The sequence below is a fragment of the Paenibacillus radicis (ex Gao et al. 2016) genome (assembly GCF_014641555.1).
GTDB classification, from domain to species: domain Bacteria; phylum Bacillota; class Bacilli; order Paenibacillales; family Paenibacillaceae; genus Pristimantibacillus; species Pristimantibacillus radicis.
This window is the reverse complement of record NZ_BMHY01000003.1, coordinates 115401-139805: the sequence shown is the minus strand read 5'-3', so window position 1 is coordinate 139805 and position 24405 is coordinate 115401. Positions and strand designations below refer to the sequence as shown.

Genomic DNA, 24405 nt, shown 5'->3' with positions numbered 1-24405 from the left:
TGCATGAATAACTAGTTTTGCTGGTTTGATTGAACCTGCAAAACGTATATCAGGTAAAGTCACATCAGATTAATTTCTGATGTGACTTTTTGTGTATTATAGGACCGAAGAAAAAATTAACCGTCCGGTGCGGTGTATTTGCCTGCGTCCACCTCGAAAGCTGTTTCATTGGAGGGGTCCAGCTCCACTAGGGTGGTTCCGCGATTGTCCGTCAGCACGAGCATACGCGAGCCGATGACGGGAACTCGGTCGGCGGTGGTGCGCATGCGCGCTGAGACGACACGAGGAGCACCGCTCGAGATATAACTTACTTTTACCTTGAACATAGGGTAATTCAAGAGCCAACTGTTAGTGAATTTCACGGCGGTCAACGTCCCGATGAAGGAGGAACCTTCCGCGCGAAGCCGCTGGATGTCCGCCTGACGCCGCCGGGCGTGGGCGATTGAGACGGGCAGCCTCAAGAGCATGTAGGCAGCCAAGAGGGCGAAGCAAGCCCCGACGACTGCTCCGAGCTCTGGCGGGATTGTTGGGGAAGTAACTATGGCTTCGAGGTCGAAGGGGCGTGATGGATTGTTTGTCAGCGTCCAGAGCAGAAGGGCTCCCGCACCTGCGAAGAGACCTCCTGCGATCGCCAGCGTCGCAAACAGGCCGGCGACCCTGATTTGTCCGAATTGCTCGACCCCTCGTGAGTACACGCCGCCAGTCACGCCGATTACGACGAAAAACAGCACCACGGCGACGCCCACCGTGACAGGATGACCGAGGAGCTTGCTGATCTCCGGTGTCGGCGCCAGGCCAAGCAGGGCGCCGAACGGCACGGAGCCTGTCAGCGCCCACAGTACCGAGGCTGCAAACAGCCACGGCAGCACCGGAGCCACACGTCCGACTTGGCTCCCTGGCAGGAGAGAAGTCATTTTCACGCCAGTGTCGGTGGTGGAGAACAGCGGCAGCATATCGATATGCGCTTGCTCCCCGTGCTTGTGATGACCCTTCGCAGTATCACTCATTGGCATGTACCTCCCGAACATCACTTCCAAAATTTTCATTTATATATTACCATATGAATGTTGTCCGCTGTAACTGCCTAAAGTCGCTTCCGTACTATTGGGCAATCGCCTCCTCCACACAGTATAATTGTAATGAATCTTCAGCAGCTGAAGATTGTAATTGATTATTTTGGAGGCGGATTCCTTGCACTCAAACGACGACATGGCGCCGGAAACCTATTCAATTGGGAAAGTAGCCAAAATGATTGGATCCAAGGTCAGAAATATCCGTTATTATGATGAGATCGGGTTAGTAAAGCCCTCCAGTCATACAGAGGGAGGTCATCGTCTCTATACGGCAGAAGATATTTGGCGTTTGGAATTGACGGCAACACTGCGTTACCTGGATTTCAGCATCGAAGAGATTAGCCAGCTGTTCTCTGGAAACTTATCGGTCGACAAGGCACTCGACTGGCAGATTGAATCGCTCTCGATTCAGGCCAGCGCGTTAACCAATATGATCTCGATTTTACAGCAAGCGAAGCAGGGACAAGGGGAAGGGGATTCGATGCGTTACCTTTACGATCTTGTCCAAGCCAAAGCATCAAATGTTGAAAAGAGAAACCGGTTTATTGCCGAGAGAGTGGAGGCTGGCGATCTCTTTAACGGAGTTCCTGCAGAATGGCAGAGTCCGATGCTGCATTACTTTAATAAATATATTGTTAATCAAGAGAAAACAACCGCTCAACAAATAGCGGCTTGGAATGAGCTGCAGGAAATTATTAACGATCGGCAATTTCTTGAAGATACAAAAAACACGGACTTCTCGTTCATTGTGAAAGAGCTTCAGCCCCGTTATGATGCCGATACGTGGATTAAGAAGCTGGATCAGTTTTATGTCCGATTGACCAAAGCGCTGGAGAACAAAAAGTCTGCCGACAGCCCCGAGGTTCAGGCGATTATTGAGGAGTCGCTGGCGCTCTATAGCAATACGGAGCAAACGATTTATAACCTGGAGTTCCTTAATACTTACATGGAACATGTCGAGTTAACCAGTACGCCTCTTATTGATCGTGTCAACCGGTTGTGTGCCATTATGAGCCCGCAGTTAAACTTGCTCGCAGAAGGAAACAACGTATTTATTCAAAACTTGCAGCGAAAGATGCAATCCGAACAAGAAAACAAACAACCCGAAAGCTAGGCTCACGGGCTGTTCGTATGGTGTCTTTTAGCCTCTTTGCAGCGTAAATTCTGGATGTTCGCCGATATTTTGCTCCAATAGCCTTGTTGGCTTGTTTTTTAAATAATGATCGAAGAAATCCAGCGAATAATCGTTAATGAGGCCTAATGCTTCCCGGATATTGCTTCCTTGCATCAATTGAAATAACGGCGAGAACAGGACCATATCGGTAAAGCTGAGGTGATTCGTCTTGTTCAGAATCAACCAGTAGCTGCCGCCTGTAGTTATATGTGCGAATCGCGGCCAAATTTCCTTCGACATATCCAGCTCATTGCCTGTCGGGGTCTTCAAATTCTCTACGCTGGAATCTGCACTCATCATCATAAACGGCTTCTTCAGCCCATCTTCCGGAATACGAAGTTCACCATATAACGCTCCGTCCATATTGATCGCCGCTTTAATTCTTGAATCTGTCATTAACACTTGCACGCTTGTTGCTCCGCCGAAGGAGTGTCCGAACATGCCGACATTATTCATATCCATCCGGCCGGTAAAACGCTTCTCCGGATCATTGGCCGCCAGTTGCTCCACCTGATCCAGTACAAACTTGGCATCTTCAACCCATTGTTCATTTGCTTTATCCAAATCGGAGAATTTTTTAATTTCTGGCAGCTGTAAAGCGGCCACACGACCGTCCGGGAAAACCGAAGCGGTGCTGCTATAGGTGTGGTCGATGCCGACTACGATATAACCTTGACTAACCAATTGCTCGAGCTGGAAGGTATTCTGCATTTTATTACCAGTCAGGCCGTGTGAAAAAATGAGCACCGGGAAGGACGGCTCCGCATTAGAAATTTCTGCTTTCTCGATGGCATGCGTTTTAACATAGCCTAGAGAAGTAAACAGCAGCTTAGGGAAACTAAACATTTTACTATAGCCTTCAGCGAACGCATCGACGTTAGTATGATAAGCCTGTTTCTTTCCTTTTGCTTTGGCATCAGCAGGATACCAGATTTGTACCATTAACTCGCGTTTATCATCCGGATCAGACGTCAGAATTTCATCCCGTGAATTATCTTTCCAATCATAGGCCACTGTGCCGATTTTATAGGGACCTGCCGGCTTATTGAAGGTGAATACCGGAATCAGGATTGGCAGTGCTACGGTTACAGCTGAATAAATAACCGCCAGTGCTGTTATTGCGATAAGCTTTAGCTTTGAACCTTTACGGGCTGTGCGTTCTTCAGCTTTTCCGGACTTGGGTATTGATCTGACAACGAAAAGGATGAGAGGCAATGCCGTCAACACATAAGCAGGAATCATCGGCAAGCGCATGCCCTCTATAACCCCATGTATCAGCATAAAGATGGCGGAAACGCCGAACCCGATTAGGAGAAAACGCTGCGGCTTGTTTTTAGCAAATATAAGCCAGCCCGTCAGCAAAATATTAATGACAATAAATAAAATTTCCAAAGACCTCATAAGATTTGAACCTCCACATTTGAGTAAGCTGCTAGCTGCTAGCTAAATCAAATCTTACAATCTCCAGTAGCTGAAGATTCAAGTCTTTTTCAATCTCTAAGTTATTAACTTTCTCTAAACTGCTATTATATTGCAAAGCATTCTATAAACAATGGAGGGAAGAAGAAAGCGATGAATAACCCGACCAATCGAATTAATAAGTACTTGTTTTATTTGGGCATCTCAATCGCAGTCGCATTTTTGGGTGCCCTGCTATTATTATCATTTTACGATCAGAAGCCTAAATACACTCTCCTAGTCTATAACGTTCCAAACAACAGTGAAGATTTCCAGCAAAAATATATGGAAGAAATAAATGATCCGAAACATCGGATAAGCGGGTATAGCATTGGAGTTATGGATATGCCAGACAAAAGAATTCATGTCGTAGAAACTCCGCTTTATGTACTAATGAAAATAAAAAATCGAGAGATTATGTTTGTAACGGATAGACTGAACAAACTAAATGAATATGTAATTAACGAGATAAAATAATGTCGCAATTTTCGGCAGCAAATTGGCCCATAACTCCAAACATCGCCTGCGGTTTATTTACTCTTAGGCGATGTTTTTTGCAATGGATAATAGAACGAACAATTTCAACCAATTCCTCTAATCCGCTCCTCCAGCAGCTCCAAATTCCACTTCTCCCCGGTAAAATGGATAGCATCCGAATCCGGGCGCAAGGCTAGACGCTGCTTCCCTACAACAATAGGAATAAGGCTGTGATCAAGCAGTGGAATGTCAGCGACGGCGTCTCCCATGCTGAGCAGGTGAACGGCACCTGGAGCTTGTAAGAGCGGATGGCTTAGAATTCGCTCTTTGTCCAGACCATAGTTGCTAGAGACGCGACCTGTCAGCGTATCGCCCGATACTTCGAGCTGAAAGGCGAATATGCCTCGAAGGTCAAACTCCTCGGCATAGGTGTTCAGCACGTCAAACGGCGCTCCGCTTACGAGATAGGTATGGACGTTGTGCTTTTTAAGCAAATGAAATAACGCATGGACGTCTTCATATAAGGCAGCTTCATTAAAAGGACGATAGGACTGCACCGCTTCCTTATAAAGAAGTGCAGAGCAGCCGGTCAAACCCTGGGCGAATGACTCGCAAGTCCGCTCCGTATATTCGGCATAGGAAATGCCGCCGGTCAAATAAAGCTGTTCCAGCTCCTTAAAGTGATGAAGCAGCTCGCGCGTCACGATTCCTTTCTCCATTAAATAATCTGCTAATCCATATATGGTATAGCCCCGGTGCAGCGTATTGTCCCAATCCAGCAATGCGATATGCATATGTTTTTCCCTCCTTCGTGGTCTAGCCTTCCATTAAAATGAGTCCAACTCTTTCTATATTGGCATAAAAGCGAATAAAACGCTTGACCCTCCAGTCGAATGGAGGGTTATTATTTTTTCATACCATATTAAATCTATCGGAATAGAATTTATTTTTGCAACGACGAGAGGAGAAGGATTGCGATATGAAACGGAGCTTATTGTTACTGCTCAGTTTGGGGATGGTGTCGATAGCGGTATTATCCGCTTGCGGCAGCAATGAATCAAAGCAAGAAAGTGCAGGAGGGAAAGGGCTGGAGCGAACAACAGTCATTCTCGACTGGACGCCAAATACGAACCATACCGGGTTATATGTTGCGCTTGAGAAGGGCTACTACAAGGATGAAGGGCTGGATGTAGAAATTGTGCAGCCGTCCGAAGGCACAACTTCGACTCTAATTGCAGCGGGGAAAGGCGACTTTGGCGTTAGCTATCAGGAGGACGTTACCTTCGCATTAACAAGTAAAAATCCGCTGCCGATTAAGGCAGTTGCGACCATTATTCAGCATAACACCTCCGGCTTCGCGGCGCCTAAGGATAAAAATATTAACAGCGTCAAAGACTTCGAAGGCAAATTTTACGGCGGCTGGGGCTCCCCTTCTGAGGAAGCGATTCTTCAAGCCGTTATGGAAAAGAACGGAGCCGATTATAGCAAGCTGAAGCATGTGGATATCGGCAACGATGATTTCTTCGCCGCCACGCTGAAAAATGTAGATTTTGCGTGGATTTTCGAAGGCTGGACCGGCGTGAAAGCTAAACTGAAAGGCGTTGACTTGACCTATATTCCGGCGAGGGATCTTGATCCTGCACTCGATTATTACACACCTATTCTGATCACGGGGACGAAGACGATCGCCAAAGATCCAGAGAAAGTGCGCAAGTTCTTGAAGGCTACACAAGAGGGCTATCAGTACGCCATTGATCATCCGGAGGAGAGCGCTGAGCTGCTGCTGAAGCATGCGCCCGAGATCGACAAGCAGCTTGCTGTGGAAAGCCAGAAGTTTCTAGCCGCTCAGTACATTGCAGATGCGCCTGCTTGGGGGCAGATGAAGACGGAAGTATGGAGTGCTTACGCACAGTTTCTGAAGAACAGAGGACTACTGGAATCGGATTTGAAGCCGGAGGATGCTTTCACAAACGAGTTTTTGCCGAAGTAAGTGAGCAGCCGAGCCGGAGCGCCATTAGATAGACGTTTTATAGGGAAATCGCATGCCAAGAAACAGACCTTAAAGAAAAGGATGTTGCCGTATGAAAAATGTAAAAGTGATGCTGGAATATTTTTATCCTTGGACGAATGCCGCCGGATTCTATTATGCCCGTGAGCAGGGCTGGTATAAGGAAGCGGGTCTGGACGTGGAATTTACGGTGTACGACCCTGAACGGGGAGACACACTGGCGTATCTGGCTAGAGGAGATGCCGATTTCGGTATCTTCCCCAGCAACCGGCTTCTCGTACAGCGGGAGAAACTGCCTGTCGTTATCGGCGTAGCAGCGATTAACCACCGGGGGATGGAGACGGTGCAAACGGTTCGCAGCACCGGAATCCGGCGTCCGGCTGATTTGAGCGGGAAGCGGGTTGCGATGAATCCGACGCCGAGAGGACTGGCAATGATCCGTCAGCTGGTGAAAGCCGATGGCGGAGATCCGGACGGCATTATTATCGTGAACAGCGGTGCACGAGAGCTAACTCCAGATGCTATTGCAGCAGGAGCGGCGGATGCGACCTTCGGCAGCTACTGGGCGTGGGAAATTCTAATGGATACGGCAGTGCCGGACGAAGAGCGCATCATATGGCCAGTAGATGAGATTGGCGCACCGCCTTATCACAGCTATTTGCTCGGCACACAGGAAGAAGCAACGAAACGGGATCCGGAGACAGTACGCGCATTTCTGGCAGCTACGGCACGGGGCTTTCAGGCATTGGCAGCTGAGCCGTTGAAGGCTGCACCGCTATATGAACGCATTATTCCTTATTTCCCTGCCAGTCTCATCGAACGATCGCTGCCGCTTATTGCACCAACATGGCTGCATAACGGCGTATGGGGCGTGCAAAGAACGGAGCTGATGGCCCCTTATGCGGAATGGCTGGCTGATCATGACATCTTAAAGAACCGCGATGGTTGGAAGGGCGCCTATACTAATGCCTTCCTGCCTCAGGGGGAATAATGATGAGCGAGATCAAAGCGGCAGAAGTACAAGCGCATGGAATGGGAACGACGCTTGTCCGCCCGGACTGGGCGCCAATTACGCTGGAGGAGGCGAATCAGCTTCTTAGCCGGTATCCGGATTTGGAGCCGGCTTCCGCCCTTACTTGGCACAGTCCGCGCCCGTTCTCCAGTGCGACAATTGCAGCAACATCTTCTGAATCGTTATTTATTAAAAGGCATCATCATTCCGTCCGGGATAAGGCCGGATTGACTGAAGAGCACCGGTTGATCCGGCATTTGCGGGATCGGGGAATTCCGGTCAGCGATATCATTGCCGGAGCCGGTGGCCAGACAGCCTTCGAAATCGGAGAATGGACCTACGAAATACACCGGTTAGCCCAGGGCTTGGACTTGTACCGCGATGCCGTCTCTTGGAGTCCATTTCTGTCGGAAGCTCATGCTTATGCAGCCGGAGACGCATTAGCCCGAGTACATCTTGCTGCCGAGGGCTACGACGCCCCGCCAAGAGCGGGCCGTCAGCTCGTGTCCAGCTTCTCGATCTTCGGATCGGCTAATCCGCGAGCGGCGATGGCTGCTTACATGGGTCAAAGGGCGGCGTTATCGGATTATATCCGCGGTCGAAATTTGGAGCAGGATTTGGATACGGTGCTCATGCCGCTCTATTCCCGCCTTGAGCCATGGCTTGGGAAGCTCGAACCGCTCTGGACCCATAATGACTGGCATGCCTCCAATCTGCTTTGGAGCGATGCAGAGCTTGCCGGAGGGACGTCAAGTGTGGAGACGATTCTGGATTTTGGCCTCGCAGACCGGACGAATGCCGTCTATGATCTGGCTACCGCTATTGAACGCAATACGATTGAATGGCTTGCCTTGGAAGAGAGCGATTGCCAGGATGTCGTTCATTATGGACAGCTTAAAGCGCTGCTGGACGGCTATGAATCGACTCGTCCCCTGAGCAGTGAAGAGGCGGCAGCGCTCGTAGCGATGCTTCCGCTGGTACACGTAGAATTTGCACTGTCGGAGATCGATTATTTTACCGGTATTGTCGGGTCGGTCTCTAATGCAGATATTGCCTACGACAGCTTCTTATTGGGACATGCAAAATGGTTTGCAAGCCCTGCTGGTCAGCAGTTGCTTGCGTTTCTGGAGCAGCGATATGGCATTCACAGCTAGAACGGCGAAGATTGTCCGTTGACAGAATATCGGGATGTTGGTAATTTTATTATTAATCATATCGGAATTATAGTATATTGAATAGATTACATGAAAGCAAAGCGATTAAGGGCGTGACTTACGTATGAACAGACTGAAGAAACTGGACCAGAGGATTTATCCGATCGCTACCCTTTTCCTTGCGGTCATTCTGTGGCAGCTGATTGTTACTCTGGCCCATATTCCCTTATATATTTTGCCTTCCCCGCTGGATACGGTGAATGCGCTCGTTAGTGATTTTAGCGCCATTGCAGGCCATGTGGGCACGACGCTGTATGAATCGGTCCTTGGCTTTGCGCTATCGATCGCTTTGGCGTTCGTATTAGGCATTCTAATGGACAGCTTCCAGGTCGTGAAGAAGTCGATTTATCCGATTCTGATCGTCTCTCAGACCATTCCGACTATCGCCCTTACTCCGCTGCTTATCGTCTGGTTTGGGTTTGGAATTTTGCCGAAAATTCTTATTATCGTTATGGTGTGCTTTTTCCCCATTTGTATTAGTCTAGTGGACGGTTTTGAGAAGGTAGACAAGGATTACTTGAATTTATTTCATTCCTATAAAGCATCCAAGCTGCAGACGTTTATTCATTTGAAGCTTCCCTATGCGCTTGTCAATCTGTTCTCCGGGCTCAAAATCGCGGCAACCTATATGATTATGGCGGCGATTATCGGTGAATGGCAGGGCGGAACGAAGGGGATCGGCGTCTACATGGTGCGGACTAAAAATGCTTATGCGCTGGATAAAGTGTTTGCGGCGATTTTGGTCATCGTCATCGTCAGTGTCGCCTTCATTTATGTGATTAACTATGTTGCCAAAAAAACGACTCACTGGAAATAGCGGAGGTTGCCATGCAGGATAGAGCGGTATTGGAAAAGAAAGTGCCGGCTTCTTCCGGCGATGAAGCCTTGATTACGCTGGACCGTATCAGCAAGTCTTACGGTTCTGCAGAGATACTGAACAAAGTCTCATTGAACATTAGCAAAGGCGAGTTTGTATCGATTCTTGGACCAAGCGGCTCCGGAAAAAGCACCTTGTTCAATATCATCACGGGACTTGTACCGGCCGATGAGGGAACGCTGCATGTGAACGGGGAAATCGGCTATATGCAGCAGAAGGATCTGCTTCTGCCATGGAAGACCGTACTCGACAATATTGTGCTGCCGCTGGACTTGAAGGGCTTCGATAAGAAGGCTTCCAGGGCGAAGGCGGATGCACTGATTGACCGGATCGGGCTTAGAGGCTATGAGCACCGGTATCCGAGCCAGCTGTCCGGAGGGATGAAGCAGCGTGCAAGCTTCTTGCGCACCTTCCTTGCTTCCGGAGAAATTATGCTGCTGGACGAGCCATTCGGCGCATTGGATTCCATAACGAAGGGGAAAATGCAAACATGGCTGCTTGAGGTTCAGAAGGAGCTCGGTGTCACGATTCTTTTTATAACGCATGATATTGAAGAATCGATTTTGCTGTCGGACCGGATTTATGTGCTGTCGTCGAGGCCTGGGGTCGTGAAGGAAGAGATTTCGGTTGAATTCGACCGCAGCAACAAGCCGGGAAGGCTGCTGAATCCAGAGCTGTTAATGATGAAAGAAGCGATTAAAGGGCTTTTGTAGAGCGGGTTGGTTAATTGGTCAAAAAAAGGGGGGCTCGGCATGAAATGGTACACCATTGGAGAGGTAGCGAAGCTATGCAACATTCCGATTCGGACACTTCGTTATTATGATGATATCGGCCTGCTGAAGCCCGAGCGGATCGCACCTGAAACCAACTACCGTTACTATTCCATCGAAGGCATGCGGAAAATACCGGTCATCAAATATTATAAGCAGCTTGGCTTTAAGCTGGAAGATATTAGCCGGATGCTGGAGCGGTCTAATTTCGACGTGCTGGAAGATTACATGGCCAAGGAGCTGCTTATCGTCGAGAAGCAGATGGCGGAGCTGCAGAAGAAGCATTTTGCGATTAAGGAATGGCAAAGGCTGCTGGAGCAAGGGGAGACACTGCTTGCCGAACCGACCGGGGAAAATAAGATCGAAATTTCGAGCGTTCCCCGCTATCGGACCTTGAAGTTCCACTATGAGCTGGAGAAATCGCAAAACGTCGATATCGAATTTCTGTACAGCAACTTGCTGGTTGAAATATGCAACAAAAATAACATTTACGCCTACGGGCCGTTCATGCTGTATTTCGATAATGTGGATCAGCGTATTCATCATACCTTCACAGGAGTCGATTGTTACACCGCTGTTATTGAAGAAGAGACGAATGAAGCGATGACGACAGAGGTCGGCGGCTTCGAGGCGTTAAGCGTCGTCCATAAAGGCGATTACCGGACCATCTCCGACACTTACGGCAAAGTCCAGGACTGGGCCAAAGAGCAAGGCATACCGCTGCAAGGGGCTTCCTATGAGCGTTATATTATCGACCCCTGGAGCACGACGGTCAGCGACAATTATATTACCGAACTTATTTTACCTATTGGGGGTTAACGCCAATGTCTTATTTAATTTCTGCCTCCAAAGCTTATGAGCGGCTTCATGATTCGAACACAGTATTCGCAGATGTCCGATTCGTGCTGGGTCAGCCGTCGGCGGGAGAGGAAGCGTATCGGCTCGGGCATATTCCCGGGGCGGTTTTTTTCGATTTGAATCATGATCTCTCGGGTCCCAAGGAGGAGCATGGCGGAGGCCACCCGTTGCCTGACGCAGATCTATTTGCTCTTAAGCTGGGCCAAGCAGGCATTGATGAACATACGGAAGTTATTGTCTACGACGATCAAGGAGGCAGTATCGCTTCACGGTTATGGTGGATGCTGAAGCACGCTGGGCATGAGCGGGTAAAGCTATTGGCCGATGGCTTCTCGGGCTGGCAGGCGAGCGGATTTCCTGTTACAACGGAGATCGCTCAGCCTGCGGCTAAGAGGTTCATTCCCCGTGTGAATGATAGTCTTCAAGCGACAATAGAGGAAGTTAAGGCAGGGATCGGCGCTGGGAATCGTGTACTGATGGACTCGCGTATTCACGGGCGTTACACAGGCGAGGATACGTCGAAGTATTTGAAAGCTGGCCATATTCCGGGGGCCATTAATCACTATTGGGAGGACGGCTCTCCAGAGGGCGTGTTCCTTGACGCTGCTCATCAGCGCGAACGCTTTAAGTCGATTCCGCTAGATCGGGAGATTATTGTCTATTGCGGAGCCGGAGTTACGGCCTGTCCGAATGTGCTTGCGCTCACGGAAGCTGGGTATACCGATGTGAAGCTTTATGTGGGCAGCTGGAGCGATTGGACTTCGTATGATGAGAATCCGGTGGCGACGGGGGAGGAAGGCAAGGCGTAAGGCCGCGTGGAACGCGGGTTGGAGGGCTGCGACAGGTTAGTAACAAATGACCTGTTGCAGCCCTCTTTGGGCTTTTCTGTAAACAGCTTGCAAACAAGAACCCAGCGAAAGCAGTTGCAAGAACCCCGGAATCAGCCACAGCGAGACGGTCGGGTCAGGTGGTTGTGGAACGCTTAGTGGCTTTACTTGTGTCCATCGACAGACAGGCGCGACTTGCCGTTCTTGGCAACGTTGTTGCGGACGGTGATCGTTTTGTCGGTTGGGCTCAAGTCGTTCACAGTCAGGTTCAGTGCCTCATTGATCCGCAGTCCTGTGTCGAAAAGTACGGTGAGCAACACATAGTCCTGGAAGCCTGTTTACTCCCACTGACCGGTGCGGCAAGCAGTTGCAGCACTTGCTCATTCTTGAAAGCGACGATGGTGTCCTCTGCAACCTTTTGCCGCTTGATACGAGAGGCGAGGTCGGTTTGCAGGTAGCCTTCGTCGTGGAGGAACCGAAGGAAGCACTTGAACGTCCGGGTGTACAATAATTATAAATTCTGGAAATCCAAGCGGACAAGGCATATACGTAGTATTTAAAGAAAGGCCGTTACGCTAACGGGCAGGATAGTTGAATGGTTTCGCGAATAATTTAAGTCATGACGAATTTACGAAGTTCGCAAAAGACGTTAGCCGAAAGAAGTTCTTGGTTTAGGAGGAGTCTATATGATATTAGAAAAAGTTATAAATAGAATTGTAATACAAAGTGAATATAAGGATTTTGTTGATAAGTATATAGATAATATACTGGCCGAATTTAAAGGTAAGATTCATAGCATTTATATGTGTGGCTCGATTCCAAAAGGAACTGCTAAACCTTTTAAGTCAGATGCAGACTTTACTATTGTATGTGAAAATCCCAAAGATATTGATTACGAAAGAATGTCAAATATTAAAGACAGGCTTTTGGAAGAATATCCAATAGTAACTAAGATTGATACTATAATTTGCTCGATTGACGATGTATTAAGTAAACCAAATGAGTGGGGTTTTTGGGTAAAGATAATTTGTGTTTGCATATATGGTCATGATGTAGGTGAAAAAGTACCACCGATAATTATTTCTCCAGAGTTCATTATAGACTTAAATACAGAGACCAAGGAGGAAGTAAATCGTATACATAGTTTACTTTCTAATGCTAGTGATAACACAATGAAAACTAGATATATTAAAGGTTACTCTAAGAGATTAATTCGTGCATTATACTCTTTGGTTTTAGAAGATACAGGTGTATGGCAAGATGACATTATTAAGATGAAGAATGCCATATTAAACTATTGTGAGATTGACTCCGCTTTAGTTGATTATCTGTATGCTTGTTACTTGGATAGTAATGTACTTGTTGAAGAGTTTCTGGGAATTGCAGATGAAGTATATAGCTATTTTGAGAACGCTTTAAATGCAATGGCTGCTTCCAGAACTTCCTTCGGCTAACACCATATTAACGCTCCGGGGCACTCTGAGAAGCGAGTGACGTTACTGCTGCGTCATCCCGATCATACGATCGAGGAAGAAAGCGTTCCAATCGCAGCTATTCTGAAAGAAACGAAAAGAATGAGCAAAATGGTCAGCGGGTTGCTTTTGTTGGCAAGAGGCGATTCACACGAGGAAGTCATCTCATGCAGACCTGTACGAGTTGATGACATCATGAAAGAGATTGCCAAAAACATAGAGCCGATAATGGATTATAGCAACTAGAGCTGCAACTCCATGTTGAAGGTGCAGAATTACTTGTGAATGGAGATGAGGATAGACTCATGCAGTTGTTCATGATTTTATTGGACAACGCTATTAAATTTACGCAGGAGCATGGACAAATTGATCTGGGATGCGTCAAGCAGGGGAGATCGGTTCTCATAACCGTTAAGGATAACGGAGCGGGGATTCTGAAAAGTGATTTGCCGCTCGTATTTAATCGCTTCTATAAGGGTGATTACGCTAGAGATAGATGGGATCAAGGAGCGGGCTTAGGGCTATTGATTGCACACTGGATCGTCGACCAGCATCAAGGTTCTATCCGTATTAGCAGCGAAGCAGGGCAGGGTACGATGGTTGCCATTCGTTTTCCACTGATTGGTTAGATAAAAAGACGAGGATTACCCCTCGCCTCTCACAAATTATGAAACTGCACGATATCAATATTTTGGCAGTTTGATTATCGGCATTAAAACCAGCCTGAGGCCTTTACGTAAATAATAAGCCATTACCGTCATTGGTGTCCATGAGCTGCGCTTGTTCTGGATATAGTGGTCGCTGATCATATAAGTCCGAGTGGAAGCAGGGCTCTTGAGACCGAGCTTTTCCCACTCGGCAGGATCATTCGAACCTCCGAGTCTTACAAGCATATCCGCCGACGCTCTATCTATTTTAGCCGGAATTTCCTCGTAGGCTTGGGTGATTAGTGCATGGAATTCGTCCATCGGATTGCGGCTGGCTAGGCTCTCCAAGTGGATGCCTTCGCGAATGTAAGAAGCGTATACTAGATGGTCCGCCCAGAACTCGTCGATATAAAAAAGCCGTACCCGTTGCTCCGATGGGCTCATCGGCTTCTCGCCTTTCAAAATTCCGAGCCGCTCCTCGTATAAAATTCGCCGCTGATCCTCCACCATATCTGAATAATAGTTCAGTTCCTGACGAATATCGAAGTTTTGAGCCATAGCAACGCGCTGAATATGCGAGATTTTGCTCTGAAGTACCGGATCTTCGAGGGGCTCGTCTTGCCTAAGACCACGAACCCATTTATCGATGCCGAACCGGAGCATCAACTCGTCCTCCAAGCTTACGAAAAATATAGAAGCTCCCGGATCGCCTTGGCGTGCAGAGCGCCCGCGCAGTTGGTTGTCGATCCGCACGCTTTCGTTCACATGCGTACCAATTACGTACAATCCGCCCAGCTTGGCCACAACTTCTGCTTGCAAGAGGTTGCCGCCGCCGAGCCGAATGTCAACGCCGCGTCCTGCCATATTCGTAGACACTGTCACAGCGCCGATTTCTCCAGCTTTGGAGATGATCTCCGCTTCTTTTGCATCGTTTCTCGCATTCAGAACATGGCAGGACAGGCCGGCAGCTGCTAGTGCCTCCGCCAGTGTGTCAGATTCCTCGACGCTAGACGTACCAATGAGAATCGGACGTCCCGTTGCATGGACGGACGAGATTTCTTGTACAAGCGCCTTAAGTTTGGCTTCTTTATGCGTATAAATCCGGCGCGGATGGTCGATCCGTATGTTTGGCCGTTTCGGCGGGATTTGCACAACCTGCAGTTCATAAATAGCTTCAAATTCCGAAGCGGAAGCGTAGGCGGTAGCCGTCATCCCGCAAACCTTCGGATATAGGCTGAGGAAGTGTTGAAGGGTAATCGTCCCGAGAATTTTCCCGCCGGATGTCGACTGCAGCCCTTCTTTAGCCGTAAGCGCGGCTTGAAGTCCGTCCGGCAAATGCCTATTCTCCGCCACACGGCCGGTATATTCGTCGATCAGCTCGATTTTCTCGTCCCGGACGATGTAATCTACATCTTTTTTCAATAATGTTTCTACATGCAGCGCGCAATTTAATGATGATAATAAATGATTATTATGGCTTTCGTACAAATTGCCGCAGCCTAGCAGCGATTCTGCCTTTGCAGAGCCCGTTTCATTCAAATAAACGTTCCGCATGGACTCGTCGAAGTCGTAATGCTCCATTTGCTCAAGCTGCCGGGCCACCTCAGCAAAGCGAAAACCTTCATTGCCGGAAGAGCCCGACTCGCCAGCGATGACTAGCGGTACTCGCGCTTCGTCAAGAAGCAGCGAATCCGCTTCGTCGACGATGACATAGTGGAAAGGACGATGCACGGTATCGGCTTCGCCCAGTGCGATCGTGTCGCGCAAATAATCGAACCCCGCCTCTTTAGCCGTAACATAGGTGATATCCTGGGCATACGCTTCCCTTTTCTCGAGCAGGCTCATGCCCGCTTGAACCGAGTTTACCGTTAACCCGAGAAAACGATAGATCGGGCCCATCCACTCCGCATCCCGCTTTGCCAAATAATCGTTAAATGTCAGCACATGAACGCCTTCGCCGGTTAGCGCATTAAGATAAGCTGGCATAACAGCAGAGAGCGTTTTACCTTCACCGGTATGCTGCTCGATTAAAAATCTCTCGTGCAGAGCGATAGCAGCCATGATCTGAACATCGTAAGGCTGCAGGCCAAGTGTTCTCTTCGCTGCCTCGCAGACTAACGCATAAGCATCAATAAGCAGCCCATCCAATGATGTACCCGACTTTGCTTCCTTTTGCAGACGGAGGGATTCCGCTTGAAGCTGCCCATCATCCCATGCTTCCAAATTCCGCTCCCTAATGAGCTCAGCTTTGGCCTGATAGACGTTCAGCTTGTTCTGGTTATCGCGGTCATTAAGTTTTTGCATGAACTTGACGGCTGCATTCATAGGCATTTGCTCTCCCCTCGATAGAAATTCGCACAGCAGAATTAGACGCGGCTATACTTCCACATTGTTAGACCGTAGACAAGAAATTGGCCCAATCCGAGCAAGCCGAAGGTGATTAAAGTATAGACAGCATTGGGTGGTATCAATAGGATGATTATTGCAGCAAAGGGTAAACCACAGCCGTAGTAAATATAGACGTTCCGGCAAGCTTTGAATGAGATCCATTGCTGTCCCTCATCCACCTCCCGAATTTCAAACGGGATTACGGCCCAGACACTAATACGGTCTTTCGGATTTCTTCGATTATAAGTCCTTACAAGCAACACCCACAGCACGCCTAGAGGGATAACGAAGATGGCGCAATAGATTCTTCCCGTCGTAGTCGAAAGTTCCCCTGTCAGCATCAGCTTTAATAGATAAGCCAAACCTAATGTGCTAAGAAATAGGGTGAGTGAAAGTAAGGGAGAGCGTATAATCCGTGTTAACATCTTATTCCTCCACCTCCTTTAAATAAAAAACTTCCTCCACAGGTAATTTGAAAGCTGCGGCAATTTTAAGCGCAAGCGTAATGGAAGGGGAGTAGTCTCCTTTCTCAATTAACCCTACTGTCTGACGAGTGGCTCCAATGGCATCCGCCAGGTCTTGCTGCGACCATCTGAAGCGGGCTCTCAGTTCACGAACTTTATTCACTAGCATATAAGAGAATCCCTTCTAGTCCTTGATTAGAAGTTATTGTAATTTATGTCTGGTGAAATGTAAAGGATCTATTGCATTTTGGAAATAATCATAGTCATCTACGAATTATGGTAGTATTAATTAAAATGAATTGTGATGTGAGGAGGTTCACTCATTGAACAAAAAGCAATTGATTGCCAGGTGGGAGCCAGCTCAGATCGCTGCCGTCAACAAGGCATTAGCTGCTGTAACTGGAAAACAAAATTTGCATAAAAAAGACCGCTCTTTCCCTCTGTCGCCTTATGGCCAAACCGCTGACGGGTTAGAGGATTTTCGAGGAGTCGTTCTGACCGAGTCCATGCAGTATCTTACTGTACAAAACCTTGATTTATCATATGCAGTTTTCGAGCCTGGCGGCGGCTTAATCTATTCTACTTTTACGAATTGCCATTTTGATGGGGTTAAACTAGATGGCAGATTCATCACGAAGATATTCAAACATTGTTCGTTTCATAAGGCAATTCTCAAGAATGCTGCGTTTGGCGAGCAATTTGAGGATTGTGATTTTACAGGCAGCAATTTGAGCCATACGAAGGGAAGAGACGTATCGTTTCTCCGCTGCCGCTTCTCGGACGCTAGCTTTCGCGGTGCTCATCTCATGTATTGTAAATTCGAGGGATGTCTCTTTGCAGGAGCAAAGATGGATAACGGATCTTTAGCCGGAAGCAGGTTTTTAGGGGAATCACAACATCTTCCAGATTGGGGCACGATGATCACAGAGCACGTCAAGGTTAATGGAGAAGCTTTAGTGCTTGATCCTAGTCGCGAAATTTAGAGGCCGCGAAACGCGACAAAGTGAACACACCGCTCCAAGCTATAGCAGCTTGAACCGGTGTGTTTGTTTTGTTCTCTGGTCAATATTGAACGGAGTTGCTTATCTTAAGAGGCCTTTGTATTTTCAACCAGTACATCTGCGGATGCACGGATATGTTCGACATACTTGCGTGCCTCTGAACTCAGTTGGTCATCTGTGGCTTTCAATGTTCCGTATACAACGAATTCAGGCAGGTAGATGGCATCGGTATATTTGACGCTGACCTGTAATGGTCTCAAGAACTCATTCATCGTGAACTCGTAACTGCCGCTCGAACGATAATCCTGTTCACTGCCGCCCGCTGTTGTTGACACGATGAACTCTTTGCCTTTCAGGTTATCGCCGCCTGTTCCATACGCCCATCCGTACGCTAACACATCGTCCAGCCATTTTTTGAGCAGCGGCGGGGTACTGTACCAAAACAAAGGAAATTGAAGCACGATTCGGTCATATTTGGTCAGCAGCTGCTGTTCTCTCTCGATGTCGATGTTCCAATCCGGGTACTCGTCGTGAAGGTTGTGAACATCAATATTATCATACGGACTCAGTTCATTAATAAGAGCACGGTTGGCTCGAGACTGATCGAAGGACGGGTGAGTAACAATGACTAGAATTTTCATGGGAATCTTCCTCTCTCCATAAGATGGTGTCAGCGCTTGACTGCTCCATTATTCTTGAGGAAAGAATTCCTGTAAAGTACGCTGTTTTTTCATACTAAGTCGGGTTGAAAGTACCTTAGTTACCGAATTTTCATTAGTATGCTAAAGCGTACTAAGTACATTTTTTCAGTGTATTGGTTAACCGCCAAACGTTTGTTACAATACGATTATTCGCAAGAAAATATGAGTAATTGAGGGATCATCGATGGCCGAAGATATAAACAATTCTTATCTAACCAATGGAGTCATAGCAACTCTCCAAGTCATTGGAGGGAAGTGGAAGCCGATTATTTTATATATTTTGCTGACGGAAGGCACCAAACGATTCGGAGAGCTCAGACGGATGATTCCAGCCATTACCCAGGGGATGCTGACCAGCCAGCTTCGTGAGCTGGAACGGGATGGCATGGTCGTTCGGAGGGTGTATCAGGAGATTCCGCCTAAAGTGGAATATTTTATTTCCGAACATGGACAAACGCTCAGTACCGTTCTTAATGACATGTGCGGGTGGGGATTTTATCACATCGAGCAGAAAAAGAACAAGGAAAAGCAAGATCAACCATCCCATTAGTACACTGACCCTAGAATCGATACCCGTGTTGACTAATTAAGCTTCGTTAGAATTATCTGGTTTCTCACGATCACGCCTTTTCCTCTAGCCATGCTATAGGGATTTAGAATGCCTACCCTATATAGTAAACATATTAATTTAAAAAGTATATATTGACACTAGGTAATCTGTGCATTACATTTACAGTATACTTTTTATATGTTTATGTTTACTAAGTGGTCATGATGAGAATTGGCGAGGGTTGGAGGACAAACAGATGGCTTTATTGTTCAAAAATAGGGGCGTTATGCTGCTTCTGATGTTTAACTTGTTTTTGGTCTTCGCCGGTATCGGTCTGGTTATACCCGTAATCCCTAAATACATAACGATGTTGGACGTTAACGGAAGCATTGCAGGCTTGCTTGTCGCATCCTTTTCGTTCACACAATTGGTCTTCTCGCCGCTGGCAGGACGGCTGTCCGATTCCTTCGGACGCAAGCGCATCATTGTGGCTGGCATGCTGGTCTTCGCCTGTGCGGAGGTGATCTTCGGACTAGCTGATTCGGCCGTGCTGCTCTTTGTATCCCGGATGTTGGGGGGCATTAGCGGAGCGCTTATTATGCCTGCTATTATGGCCTATGCAGCGGATGTTACGACTGAGGAAGAGCGTGCCAAAGGGATGGGCTTCATCAATGCTTCGATCTCGACGGGCTATATCATTGCTCCTGGAATTGGAGGCTATATTGCGGAGTTCGGTATTCGGGTTCCGTTTTTTGCTGCTGGAGCTGCGGGCCTTGTCGCTGCAATTCTTACGACAGTTATATTGCCGGAATCGCTGCCTTCTATTGCGAAAGGTGATAACAATAACGAAAAGGCAGTGTCTCATTCTGCACCGAAAAGAAGTCTGCTTCAGCAGTTGCGCTTCTCTTATCGCGAACCGTATTTTATCAGCTTAATCATTGTGTTCGTCATGTCCTTTGGACTTGCGAATTATGAAGCGGTCTTTGGCCTGTTCGTTGACCACAAGTTCAGCTTCACACCGAAGGATATTGCCTTTATCTTCACCTTTGCTTCCATTGGGGGTGCGTTAATTCAACTGACCATTTTCGGCTGGCTCATGAACCGTCTGGGTGAGAAGATGATCATTACACTCTGCCTGCTCGCTGCAGGGGTGTTCGTCCTATTAACGTTATTAGTCCATCAATATTGGCTGATCTTTGCAGTTACCTTTGTTATATTTTTGGCTATTGATCTTTTACGCCCCGCCATCAGTACGCAAATGTCCATGGTCGCACAAGAACAGCAGGGGTATGTGGCAGGACTTAACTCCTCCTTTACCAGCCTTGGCAATATTATCGGACCGATAGCAGCTGGAATGCTATTTGATGTGAATTTGAACTTCCCATATGTCGTTGCTGGAATCATTCTGATTCTGTGCTTCGGGCTTAATATGTTCACCGGAGGCAAGCGCGTACAGCGTGCAAGTGCTTAAAGCGGAGCCTGTTCGAGAATTTGTAAAGCCAGCATGAGGCATCTTAACGCCTTTTCTGGCTTTTTCATATTGGAACGCATGACGCACTAGTACTATAAAAAGTTGGAACTATCCGTAGACAGCCTCATCGGAGATTATGGGATATATACCATATTCTACAGGAGGTGCACGGATGAACAACGTATACGTGACAAGCATGGGGAAGTTCCTGCCGGGAGAGCCGATCGGCAATGAAGAGATTGAAGATTACTTGGGCCGAATCAACGGCAAGAGCTCTAAATCCATGAGACGCATCCTTGAGCAAAATAAAATCCGTTATCGCCATTATGCCATCGATAAGGAGCAGCGCAGCTTATACAGCAACGCAGAGATGGCCGCTTTGGCCATTCGCGAAGCGCTGCATCGCAATCCGAACGCATCTGAGAACGACATCGACTTTCTTGCGGTGGGCACGACGCAAGGTGACCTGCTTGTTCCCGGCTTTGCGAGTATGGTCCATGCGGAGACGGGCCTGCCCGTTATGGAAATCGCAACTCATCACGGCGTATGCGCCAGCGGCATGCAGGCGATGAAGAATGCCTATCTGCAAGTGCTGTCTGGCGAGAGCCGCACCGCTATATCCTGCGCTAGCGAGTTTCCAAGCCGCGTATTCAAGCATACGCGATTCGAAGCACAGCAGGCTTACCGGGACAGCGCGGTGCCATTCGATACGGACTTTCTCCGCTTCATGCTATCTGACGGTGCTGGAGCGGCCATTTTGCAGAGCAGTCCTGCTCCGAGCGGCTTGTCGCTTCGTATCGAGTGGATCGACAACAAGTCCTATGCGAACAGCTATGACGTATGCATGTACGCAGGAAGCAACAAGGATAACAAGGAGCATGCCAGCTGGCAGGATTACCCGACTATACATGATGCGGCCGATGACGGCGCGGTAAATTTGAAGCAGGATATCCGGCTTGTGAATGAAATGCCGAAGGTAGGTGTAGACCGTTTCTTCGAGCTTGTGGAGGAGGGGGCGGTTGATCCGGCTTCGATCGATTGGATGGTATGCCATTATTCCTCGCACTTCTTCCGCGACGAAATATTCCGTCTGCTGAAGCTTGGCGGTTTAACGATCCCGGAGGAGAAATGGTTCACCAATCTGTACACGCGGGGCAATACAGGAGCGGCATCGATCTACATTATGCTGGAGGAGCTGCTTGGCAGCGGCAAGCTGTCGCCGGGTGAACACGTACTGTGCATGGTGCCGGAGAGCGGGCGATTCCAGACCTCATATATGCTGCTGACAGTTGTTGGCTCTAAGGAAGAGGTGCGGAAGTCAGCTTTCGAGGAGCGGGCGCCAGAAGCACCGTATTTGAAATATGATAGCGCGAATGATGTGCAAGCTCAGCTCGTCCGCCAGCTTGTGCGCGTATGGATAGACTTTGAGCAGAAGCTGGCTCGCGTTCCCATTATTCATAAGCTGTACCACGGAAAATTCACACTGAACGATTATAAGTCATTGATGGAAAATATCCGCCAGCAAGTTATCGACGGCTCGCAATGGATCGCGCGTGCAGCGTCCTACATTCCGATTGAGCATATCGATCTGCGATCGACGTTCATTGCCCATGCGCGCGACGAGCATCGTGATTTTCAAATTTTAGAGCGTAATTACGCAGCAGTAGGGGGAGATCTGGCGGCCATTCAGGCAGGAGAGAAAAATATCGGCAGCGAAGCGCTGTCCGCTTATCTGTTCCAGCGTGCGAGCCGCGATAATCCCGTTGATCTCATCGGTGCCATGTGGATTATCGAGGGACTTGGCTGCCGGATGGCCCGTTATTGGGGAGAAATGATTCGCGATCAGCTTGGGCTGGACGACGAACAGGTCTCGTTCTTGCTCTACCATAGCGATTCCGACGAGCTGCATTTCGAGCGGCTGGAGACAGTTGTGCAGCATCCGCTGCTAACGGCAGACATCGCTGCCCGCATCGTCAAGACGGCCAAGACGACGGCGCGATTGTATTTACTGCAATTAGAGGAGCTGAATAACGTATGAGTGAGTCGGACTATTTTCGCAATATGACGCATGACCGGGATGACCCGAACCCTTTTCTTGCGATCTATCTCGATCAGAGCATTCCGTTCAATGAGGAAGCAAAGGCCGCCTACTTAAAGGATTGCTCGAGCCGATCACGGCAGTTTCTGCTTCCGCTGCTTCGTCCGTTTGCCCGTCTCCTGATCGTTTTGCTGCAAATTTACAAGATCATCGTGCCGAAGGCACTCACGTCTTCCCGGGTGCTGCACCGCGTGTTGCATTGGGGTATGAAAACGTTCGTTAGTCCGAGCGCCAACTATATGATTCTGCGTCACTTCTATCTCGGATCGGAGGTACTGCAGTTCATTCGCGACAATGTACCCGGCACAAATATAACGATGAACCCGCTTAAACCAACGAATCTGGAACCGGTGAAGGACGATTTATTCCTTATCCATGATCTAAACCTGTACAACTTCGTCATCAACTTGAATAAGGAGCTGCTGGATAAAGGGATCGAGGTAACCAAGCAGGAACATCTGAACTTCTCTGCCATTACTTCAACGCCACTGCCCATTGAGCCGATGCCGAAGCGCTGGACGAACTTCATGGATCTCACGACGGCAATTGAGTGCTTCACGCCAGTGTACCAGTTGTTCCTGACCGACAATGATTTCTGGAGGGCTACCAATTCCTTGCAATTGGACGAAACGATTGGCATTCTCGCTTCGAAAATTATCGGCAGCAACGATCGGCTTGCGCTCATTAACAACAAGCATCCGATGGTACCGCTGTCGACGTTGAGAGCCGGATTTCGATTAGTGCTGCACGGACTTGCGACAGAGCAGCTGCACGCGCTGCTCGTTGAGCTTAAGCAGAAGCAGGAGCTTTCTGCCTTATGACTCGACACCGCTTGAGCTAACGTAGCTCTAGCGGTGTTTTTTTCTCGAATAGATGATAGTGTTCAAAGATTTCATTTGGTAAAATATACATATATTGAAAACTATTCAACGATCAATGGTGAGGAGAATGAGTATTGCTTACGTCGCTTGAACACATGCAAATTCCGGTACGTCAGATGGATCGGGCTATCTTATGGTACACAGAGATGCTAGGGTTTCAGCTAAACAGCCGTGAGGGGGACCGCATCGCGTTTCTTGCTTTGCCGGAGGGACCTATCCTGATGCTATGGCAAACGCATGATGAAGCTTCATATGCGCATTATACGGTGGATGGAGCAGACTTCCCGGTTTTGTTATTTCGTACATCAAAGATTCATGAGCTTCATGATAAACTGGCAGCGCGCAATACCCGGATTCAAGTCTATCAGAATGACGGATTTGCCTGGGTACTCAAATTTTATGATACAGAAGGGAATTTATGGGGTGCTCTTCAGTTTAATTCCTCTTCGCAATAGTAATGTATTCTAAATTCTAAATCATATTGCAAGGAGAGAGGTTCATGAATAACAATCTGATCGAGATCGTGACTCTTCAGACGAAGCATTTTATTGGAGTTCCCGTGACTAATGTTTTTAAAAGATTCGACCAGGGAATCATTAACGAAGCAAATCAATTATTTCTTGAAAGAAAGAGCGAGATTAAAGGGATTGTGAATGAGCAGCAGTATGTATGCCCCCATTTTGCGAACGAAGTACTCTTTACCTATATCTACTGTATGGAAGTGGCGAGTATTGAGGATGTTCCGAAAGGCATGATCGGCTTCACTGTAGACAGCCAATCTTATGCCACGGTAAGGTCGGCAGATCAGGATCCTTATGTGTTAATAAAAGCTTTTTTGAAAGAAAATCATCTGGATCATAATCCAGTGGCGCTTGCGCTGGAAGTATTCCGATTCGGAGAAGAACAGCATTTAAATAACGCTGATATTTTTGTGCCGATACGAGCTAAAACGGACCTTCACACTACTTGAAGCAGTGTGAAGGT

Annotated in this window: 28 protein-coding genes; 20 read left to right on the top strand and 8 right to left on the bottom strand. The window is 48.0% G+C overall.

What is annotated here, in order from left to right; all coding sequences use genetic code 11:
• Positions 1 to 116 precede the first annotated feature (116 nt).
• Entirely contained in the window at positions 117 to 1007 is an 891-nt protein-coding gene (locus IEX98_RS09325; RefSeq protein WP_188888688.1) for a hypothetical protein, read from the bottom strand.
• A gap of 184 nt (positions 1008 to 1191) precedes the next feature.
• Here IEX98_RS09325 and IEX98_RS09320 point away from each other — a divergent pair, with 184 nt between their 5' ends.
• Positions 1192 to 2187: a MerR family transcriptional regulator gene (locus IEX98_RS09320; protein WP_188888687.1), complete on the top strand. Its 996-nt coding sequence runs from the start codon at positions 1192 to 1194 to the stop codon at positions 2185 to 2187.
• A 27-nt stretch (positions 2188 to 2214) separates the two neighbouring features.
• Here the strand turns inward: IEX98_RS09320 and IEX98_RS09315 are convergent, their stop codons facing one another.
• The gene (locus IEX98_RS09315; protein ID WP_188888686.1) at positions 2215 to 3648 is read right to left on the bottom strand and encodes an alpha/beta hydrolase family protein; all 1434 of its coding nucleotides are present in this window, start codon (positions 3646 to 3648) and stop codon (positions 2215 to 2217) included.
• Positions 3649 to 3819: 171 nt separating this feature from the next.
• Here IEX98_RS09315 and IEX98_RS09310 point away from each other — a divergent pair, with 171 nt between their 5' ends.
• Complete coding sequence (locus IEX98_RS09310; RefSeq protein WP_188888685.1) at positions 3820 to 4182, top strand: hypothetical protein; 363 nt, start codon at positions 3820 to 3822, stop codon at positions 4180 to 4182.
• Positions 4183 to 4286: 104 nt separating this feature from the next.
• On the opposite strand, the gene IEX98_RS09305 is transcribed toward IEX98_RS09310, so the two are convergent.
• Entirely contained in the window at positions 4287 to 4976 is a 690-nt protein-coding gene (locus IEX98_RS09305; RefSeq protein ID WP_188888684.1) for an HAD family hydrolase, read from the bottom strand.
• Between the two features lie 185 nt (positions 4977 to 5161).
• Between IEX98_RS09305 and IEX98_RS09300 the strand changes: the two genes are divergently transcribed.
• The 7 genes from IEX98_RS09300 (at position 5162) to IEX98_RS09270 (ending at position 11730) form a co-directional block, all read left to right on the top strand.
• Positions 5162 to 6172 carry an ABC transporter substrate-binding protein gene (locus IEX98_RS09300; protein WP_188888683.1) on the top strand — a complete coding sequence of 337 codons (1011 nt, stop codon included), beginning with the start codon at positions 5162 to 5164 and terminating at the stop codon, positions 6170 to 6172.
• Between the two features lie 91 nt (positions 6173 to 6263).
• Positions 6264 to 7181: an ABC transporter substrate-binding protein gene (locus IEX98_RS09295; protein WP_188888682.1), complete on the top strand. Its 918-nt coding sequence runs from the start codon at positions 6264 to 6266 to the stop codon at positions 7179 to 7181.
• A 2-nt stretch (positions 7182 to 7183) separates the two neighbouring features.
• Positions 7184 to 8356, top strand: a complete 1173-nt coding sequence (locus IEX98_RS09290; protein ID WP_188888681.1) for a phosphotransferase enzyme family protein — start codon at positions 7184 to 7186, stop codon at positions 8354 to 8356.
• 124 nt (positions 8357 to 8480) lie between these two features.
• A complete protein-coding gene (locus IEX98_RS09285) occupies positions 8481 to 9233 on the top strand; it encodes an ABC transporter permease (RefSeq protein WP_188888680.1) in 753 nt (250 codons plus the stop codon).
• 11 nt (positions 9234 to 9244) lie between these two features.
• On the top strand, positions 9245 to 10006 hold the full coding sequence (locus IEX98_RS09280; RefSeq protein ID WP_188888679.1) for an ABC transporter ATP-binding protein: 762 nt from the start codon (positions 9245 to 9247) through the stop codon (positions 10004 to 10006).
• A gap of 39 nt (positions 10007 to 10045) precedes the next feature.
• Positions 10046 to 10882: a MerR family transcriptional regulator gene (locus IEX98_RS09275; RefSeq protein WP_188888678.1), complete on the top strand. Its 837-nt coding sequence runs from the start codon at positions 10046 to 10048 to the stop codon at positions 10880 to 10882.
• A 5-nt stretch (positions 10883 to 10887) separates the two neighbouring features.
• Complete coding sequence (locus IEX98_RS09270) at positions 10888 to 11730, top strand: sulfurtransferase (protein WP_188888677.1); 843 nt, start codon at positions 10888 to 10890, stop codon at positions 11728 to 11730.
• Between the two features lie 182 nt (positions 11731 to 11912).
• Here the strand turns inward: IEX98_RS09270 and IEX98_RS29530 are convergent, their stop codons facing one another.
• On the bottom strand, positions 11913 to 12068 hold the full coding sequence (locus IEX98_RS29530; protein ID WP_188888676.1) for a tyrosine-type recombinase/integrase: 156 nt from the start codon (positions 12066 to 12068) through the stop codon (positions 11913 to 11915).
• Positions 12069 to 12124: 56 nt separating this feature from the next.
• Between IEX98_RS29530 and IEX98_RS29355 the strand changes: the two genes are divergently transcribed.
• The 4 genes from IEX98_RS29355 to IEX98_RS09250 all read left to right on the top strand — a co-directional run bounded on the left by IEX98_RS29355 (position 12125) and on the right by IEX98_RS09250 (position 13849).
• Positions 12125 to 12259: a hypothetical protein gene (locus IEX98_RS29355; protein ID WP_268237828.1), complete on the top strand. Its 135-nt coding sequence runs from the start codon at positions 12125 to 12127 to the stop codon at positions 12257 to 12259.
• A gap of 175 nt (positions 12260 to 12434) precedes the next feature.
• The gene (locus tag IEX98_RS09260) at positions 12435 to 13202 is read left to right on the top strand and encodes a nucleotidyltransferase domain-containing protein (RefSeq protein ID WP_188888675.1); all 768 of its coding nucleotides are present in this window, start codon (positions 12435 to 12437) and stop codon (positions 13200 to 13202) included.
• A 36-nt stretch (positions 13203 to 13238) separates the two neighbouring features.
• On the top strand, positions 13239 to 13466 hold the full coding sequence (locus tag IEX98_RS09255; protein WP_188888674.1) for a hypothetical protein: 228 nt from the start codon (positions 13239 to 13241) through the stop codon (positions 13464 to 13466).
• A gap of 35 nt (positions 13467 to 13501) precedes the next feature.
• On the top strand, positions 13502 to 13849 hold the full coding sequence (locus IEX98_RS09250; RefSeq protein WP_268237827.1) for a sensor histidine kinase: 348 nt from the start codon (positions 13502 to 13504) through the stop codon (positions 13847 to 13849).
• A gap of 54 nt (positions 13850 to 13903) precedes the next feature.
• Here IEX98_RS09250 and IEX98_RS09245 read toward each other — a convergent pair whose 3' ends face one another.
• Genes IEX98_RS09245 through IEX98_RS09235 form a run of 3 tightly spaced genes read right to left on the bottom strand, consistent with a single transcriptional unit; the run spans position 13904 to position 16888 of the window.
• Positions 13904 to 16192, bottom strand: coding sequence for a preprotein translocase subunit SecA (locus IEX98_RS09245; RefSeq protein ID WP_188888672.1), 2289 nt, complete (start codon positions 16190 to 16192; stop codon positions 13904 to 13906).
• Between the two features lie 41 nt (positions 16193 to 16233).
• Entirely contained in the window at positions 16234 to 16680 is a 447-nt protein-coding gene (locus tag IEX98_RS09240) for a hypothetical protein (protein WP_188888671.1), read from the bottom strand.
• 1 nt (position 16681) lies between these two features.
• Positions 16682 to 16888, bottom strand: coding sequence for a helix-turn-helix transcriptional regulator (locus IEX98_RS09235; RefSeq protein WP_188888670.1), 207 nt, complete (start codon positions 16886 to 16888; stop codon positions 16682 to 16684).
• A 154-nt stretch (positions 16889 to 17042) separates the two neighbouring features.
• Here IEX98_RS09235 and IEX98_RS09230 point away from each other — a divergent pair, with 154 nt between their 5' ends.
• Positions 17043 to 17702, top strand: a complete 660-nt coding sequence (locus IEX98_RS09230; protein ID WP_188888669.1) for a pentapeptide repeat-containing protein — start codon at positions 17043 to 17045, stop codon at positions 17700 to 17702.
• Positions 17703 to 17806: 104 nt separating this feature from the next.
• Here the strand turns inward: IEX98_RS09230 and IEX98_RS09225 are convergent, their stop codons facing one another.
• On the bottom strand, positions 17807 to 18361 hold the full coding sequence (locus IEX98_RS09225) for an NAD(P)H-dependent oxidoreductase (RefSeq protein ID WP_188888668.1): 555 nt from the start codon (positions 18359 to 18361) through the stop codon (positions 17807 to 17809).
• A gap of 244 nt (positions 18362 to 18605) precedes the next feature.
• On the opposite strand from IEX98_RS09225, the gene IEX98_RS09220 reads away from it, so the two are divergent.
• The 6 genes from IEX98_RS09220 to IEX98_RS09195 all read left to right on the top strand — a co-directional run bounded on the left by IEX98_RS09220 (position 18606) and on the right by IEX98_RS09195 (position 24391).
• Positions 18606 to 18971, top strand: coding sequence for a winged helix-turn-helix transcriptional regulator (locus tag IEX98_RS09220; protein ID WP_188888667.1), 366 nt, complete (start codon positions 18606 to 18608; stop codon positions 18969 to 18971).
• A 256-nt stretch (positions 18972 to 19227) separates the two neighbouring features.
• Complete coding sequence (locus IEX98_RS09215; protein ID WP_188888666.1) at positions 19228 to 20442, top strand: MFS transporter; 1215 nt, start codon at positions 19228 to 19230, stop codon at positions 20440 to 20442.
• A 172-nt stretch (positions 20443 to 20614) separates the two neighbouring features.
• The gene (locus IEX98_RS09210; RefSeq protein ID WP_188888665.1) at positions 20615 to 22480 is read left to right on the top strand and encodes a 3-oxoacyl-[acyl-carrier-protein] synthase III C-terminal domain-containing protein; all 1866 of its coding nucleotides are present in this window, start codon (positions 20615 to 20617) and stop codon (positions 22478 to 22480) included.
• On the top strand, positions 22477 to 23361 hold the full coding sequence (locus IEX98_RS09205) for a DUF6999 family protein (RefSeq protein ID WP_188888664.1): 885 nt from the start codon (positions 22477 to 22479) through the stop codon (positions 23359 to 23361). The genes IEX98_RS09210 and IEX98_RS09205 overlap by 4 nt, the downstream gene beginning before the upstream one ends.
• A 134-nt stretch (positions 23362 to 23495) precedes the next feature.
• Positions 23496 to 23876 carry a VOC family protein gene (locus IEX98_RS09200; RefSeq protein ID WP_188888663.1) on the top strand — a complete coding sequence of 127 codons (381 nt, stop codon included), beginning with the start codon at positions 23496 to 23498 and terminating at the stop codon, positions 23874 to 23876.
• Positions 23877 to 23920: 44 nt separating this feature from the next.
• Positions 23921 to 24391 carry a GyrI-like domain-containing protein gene (locus IEX98_RS09195; protein ID WP_188888662.1) on the top strand — a complete coding sequence of 157 codons (471 nt, stop codon included), beginning with the start codon at positions 23921 to 23923 and terminating at the stop codon, positions 24389 to 24391.
• Positions 24392 to 24405 lie beyond the last annotated feature (14 nt).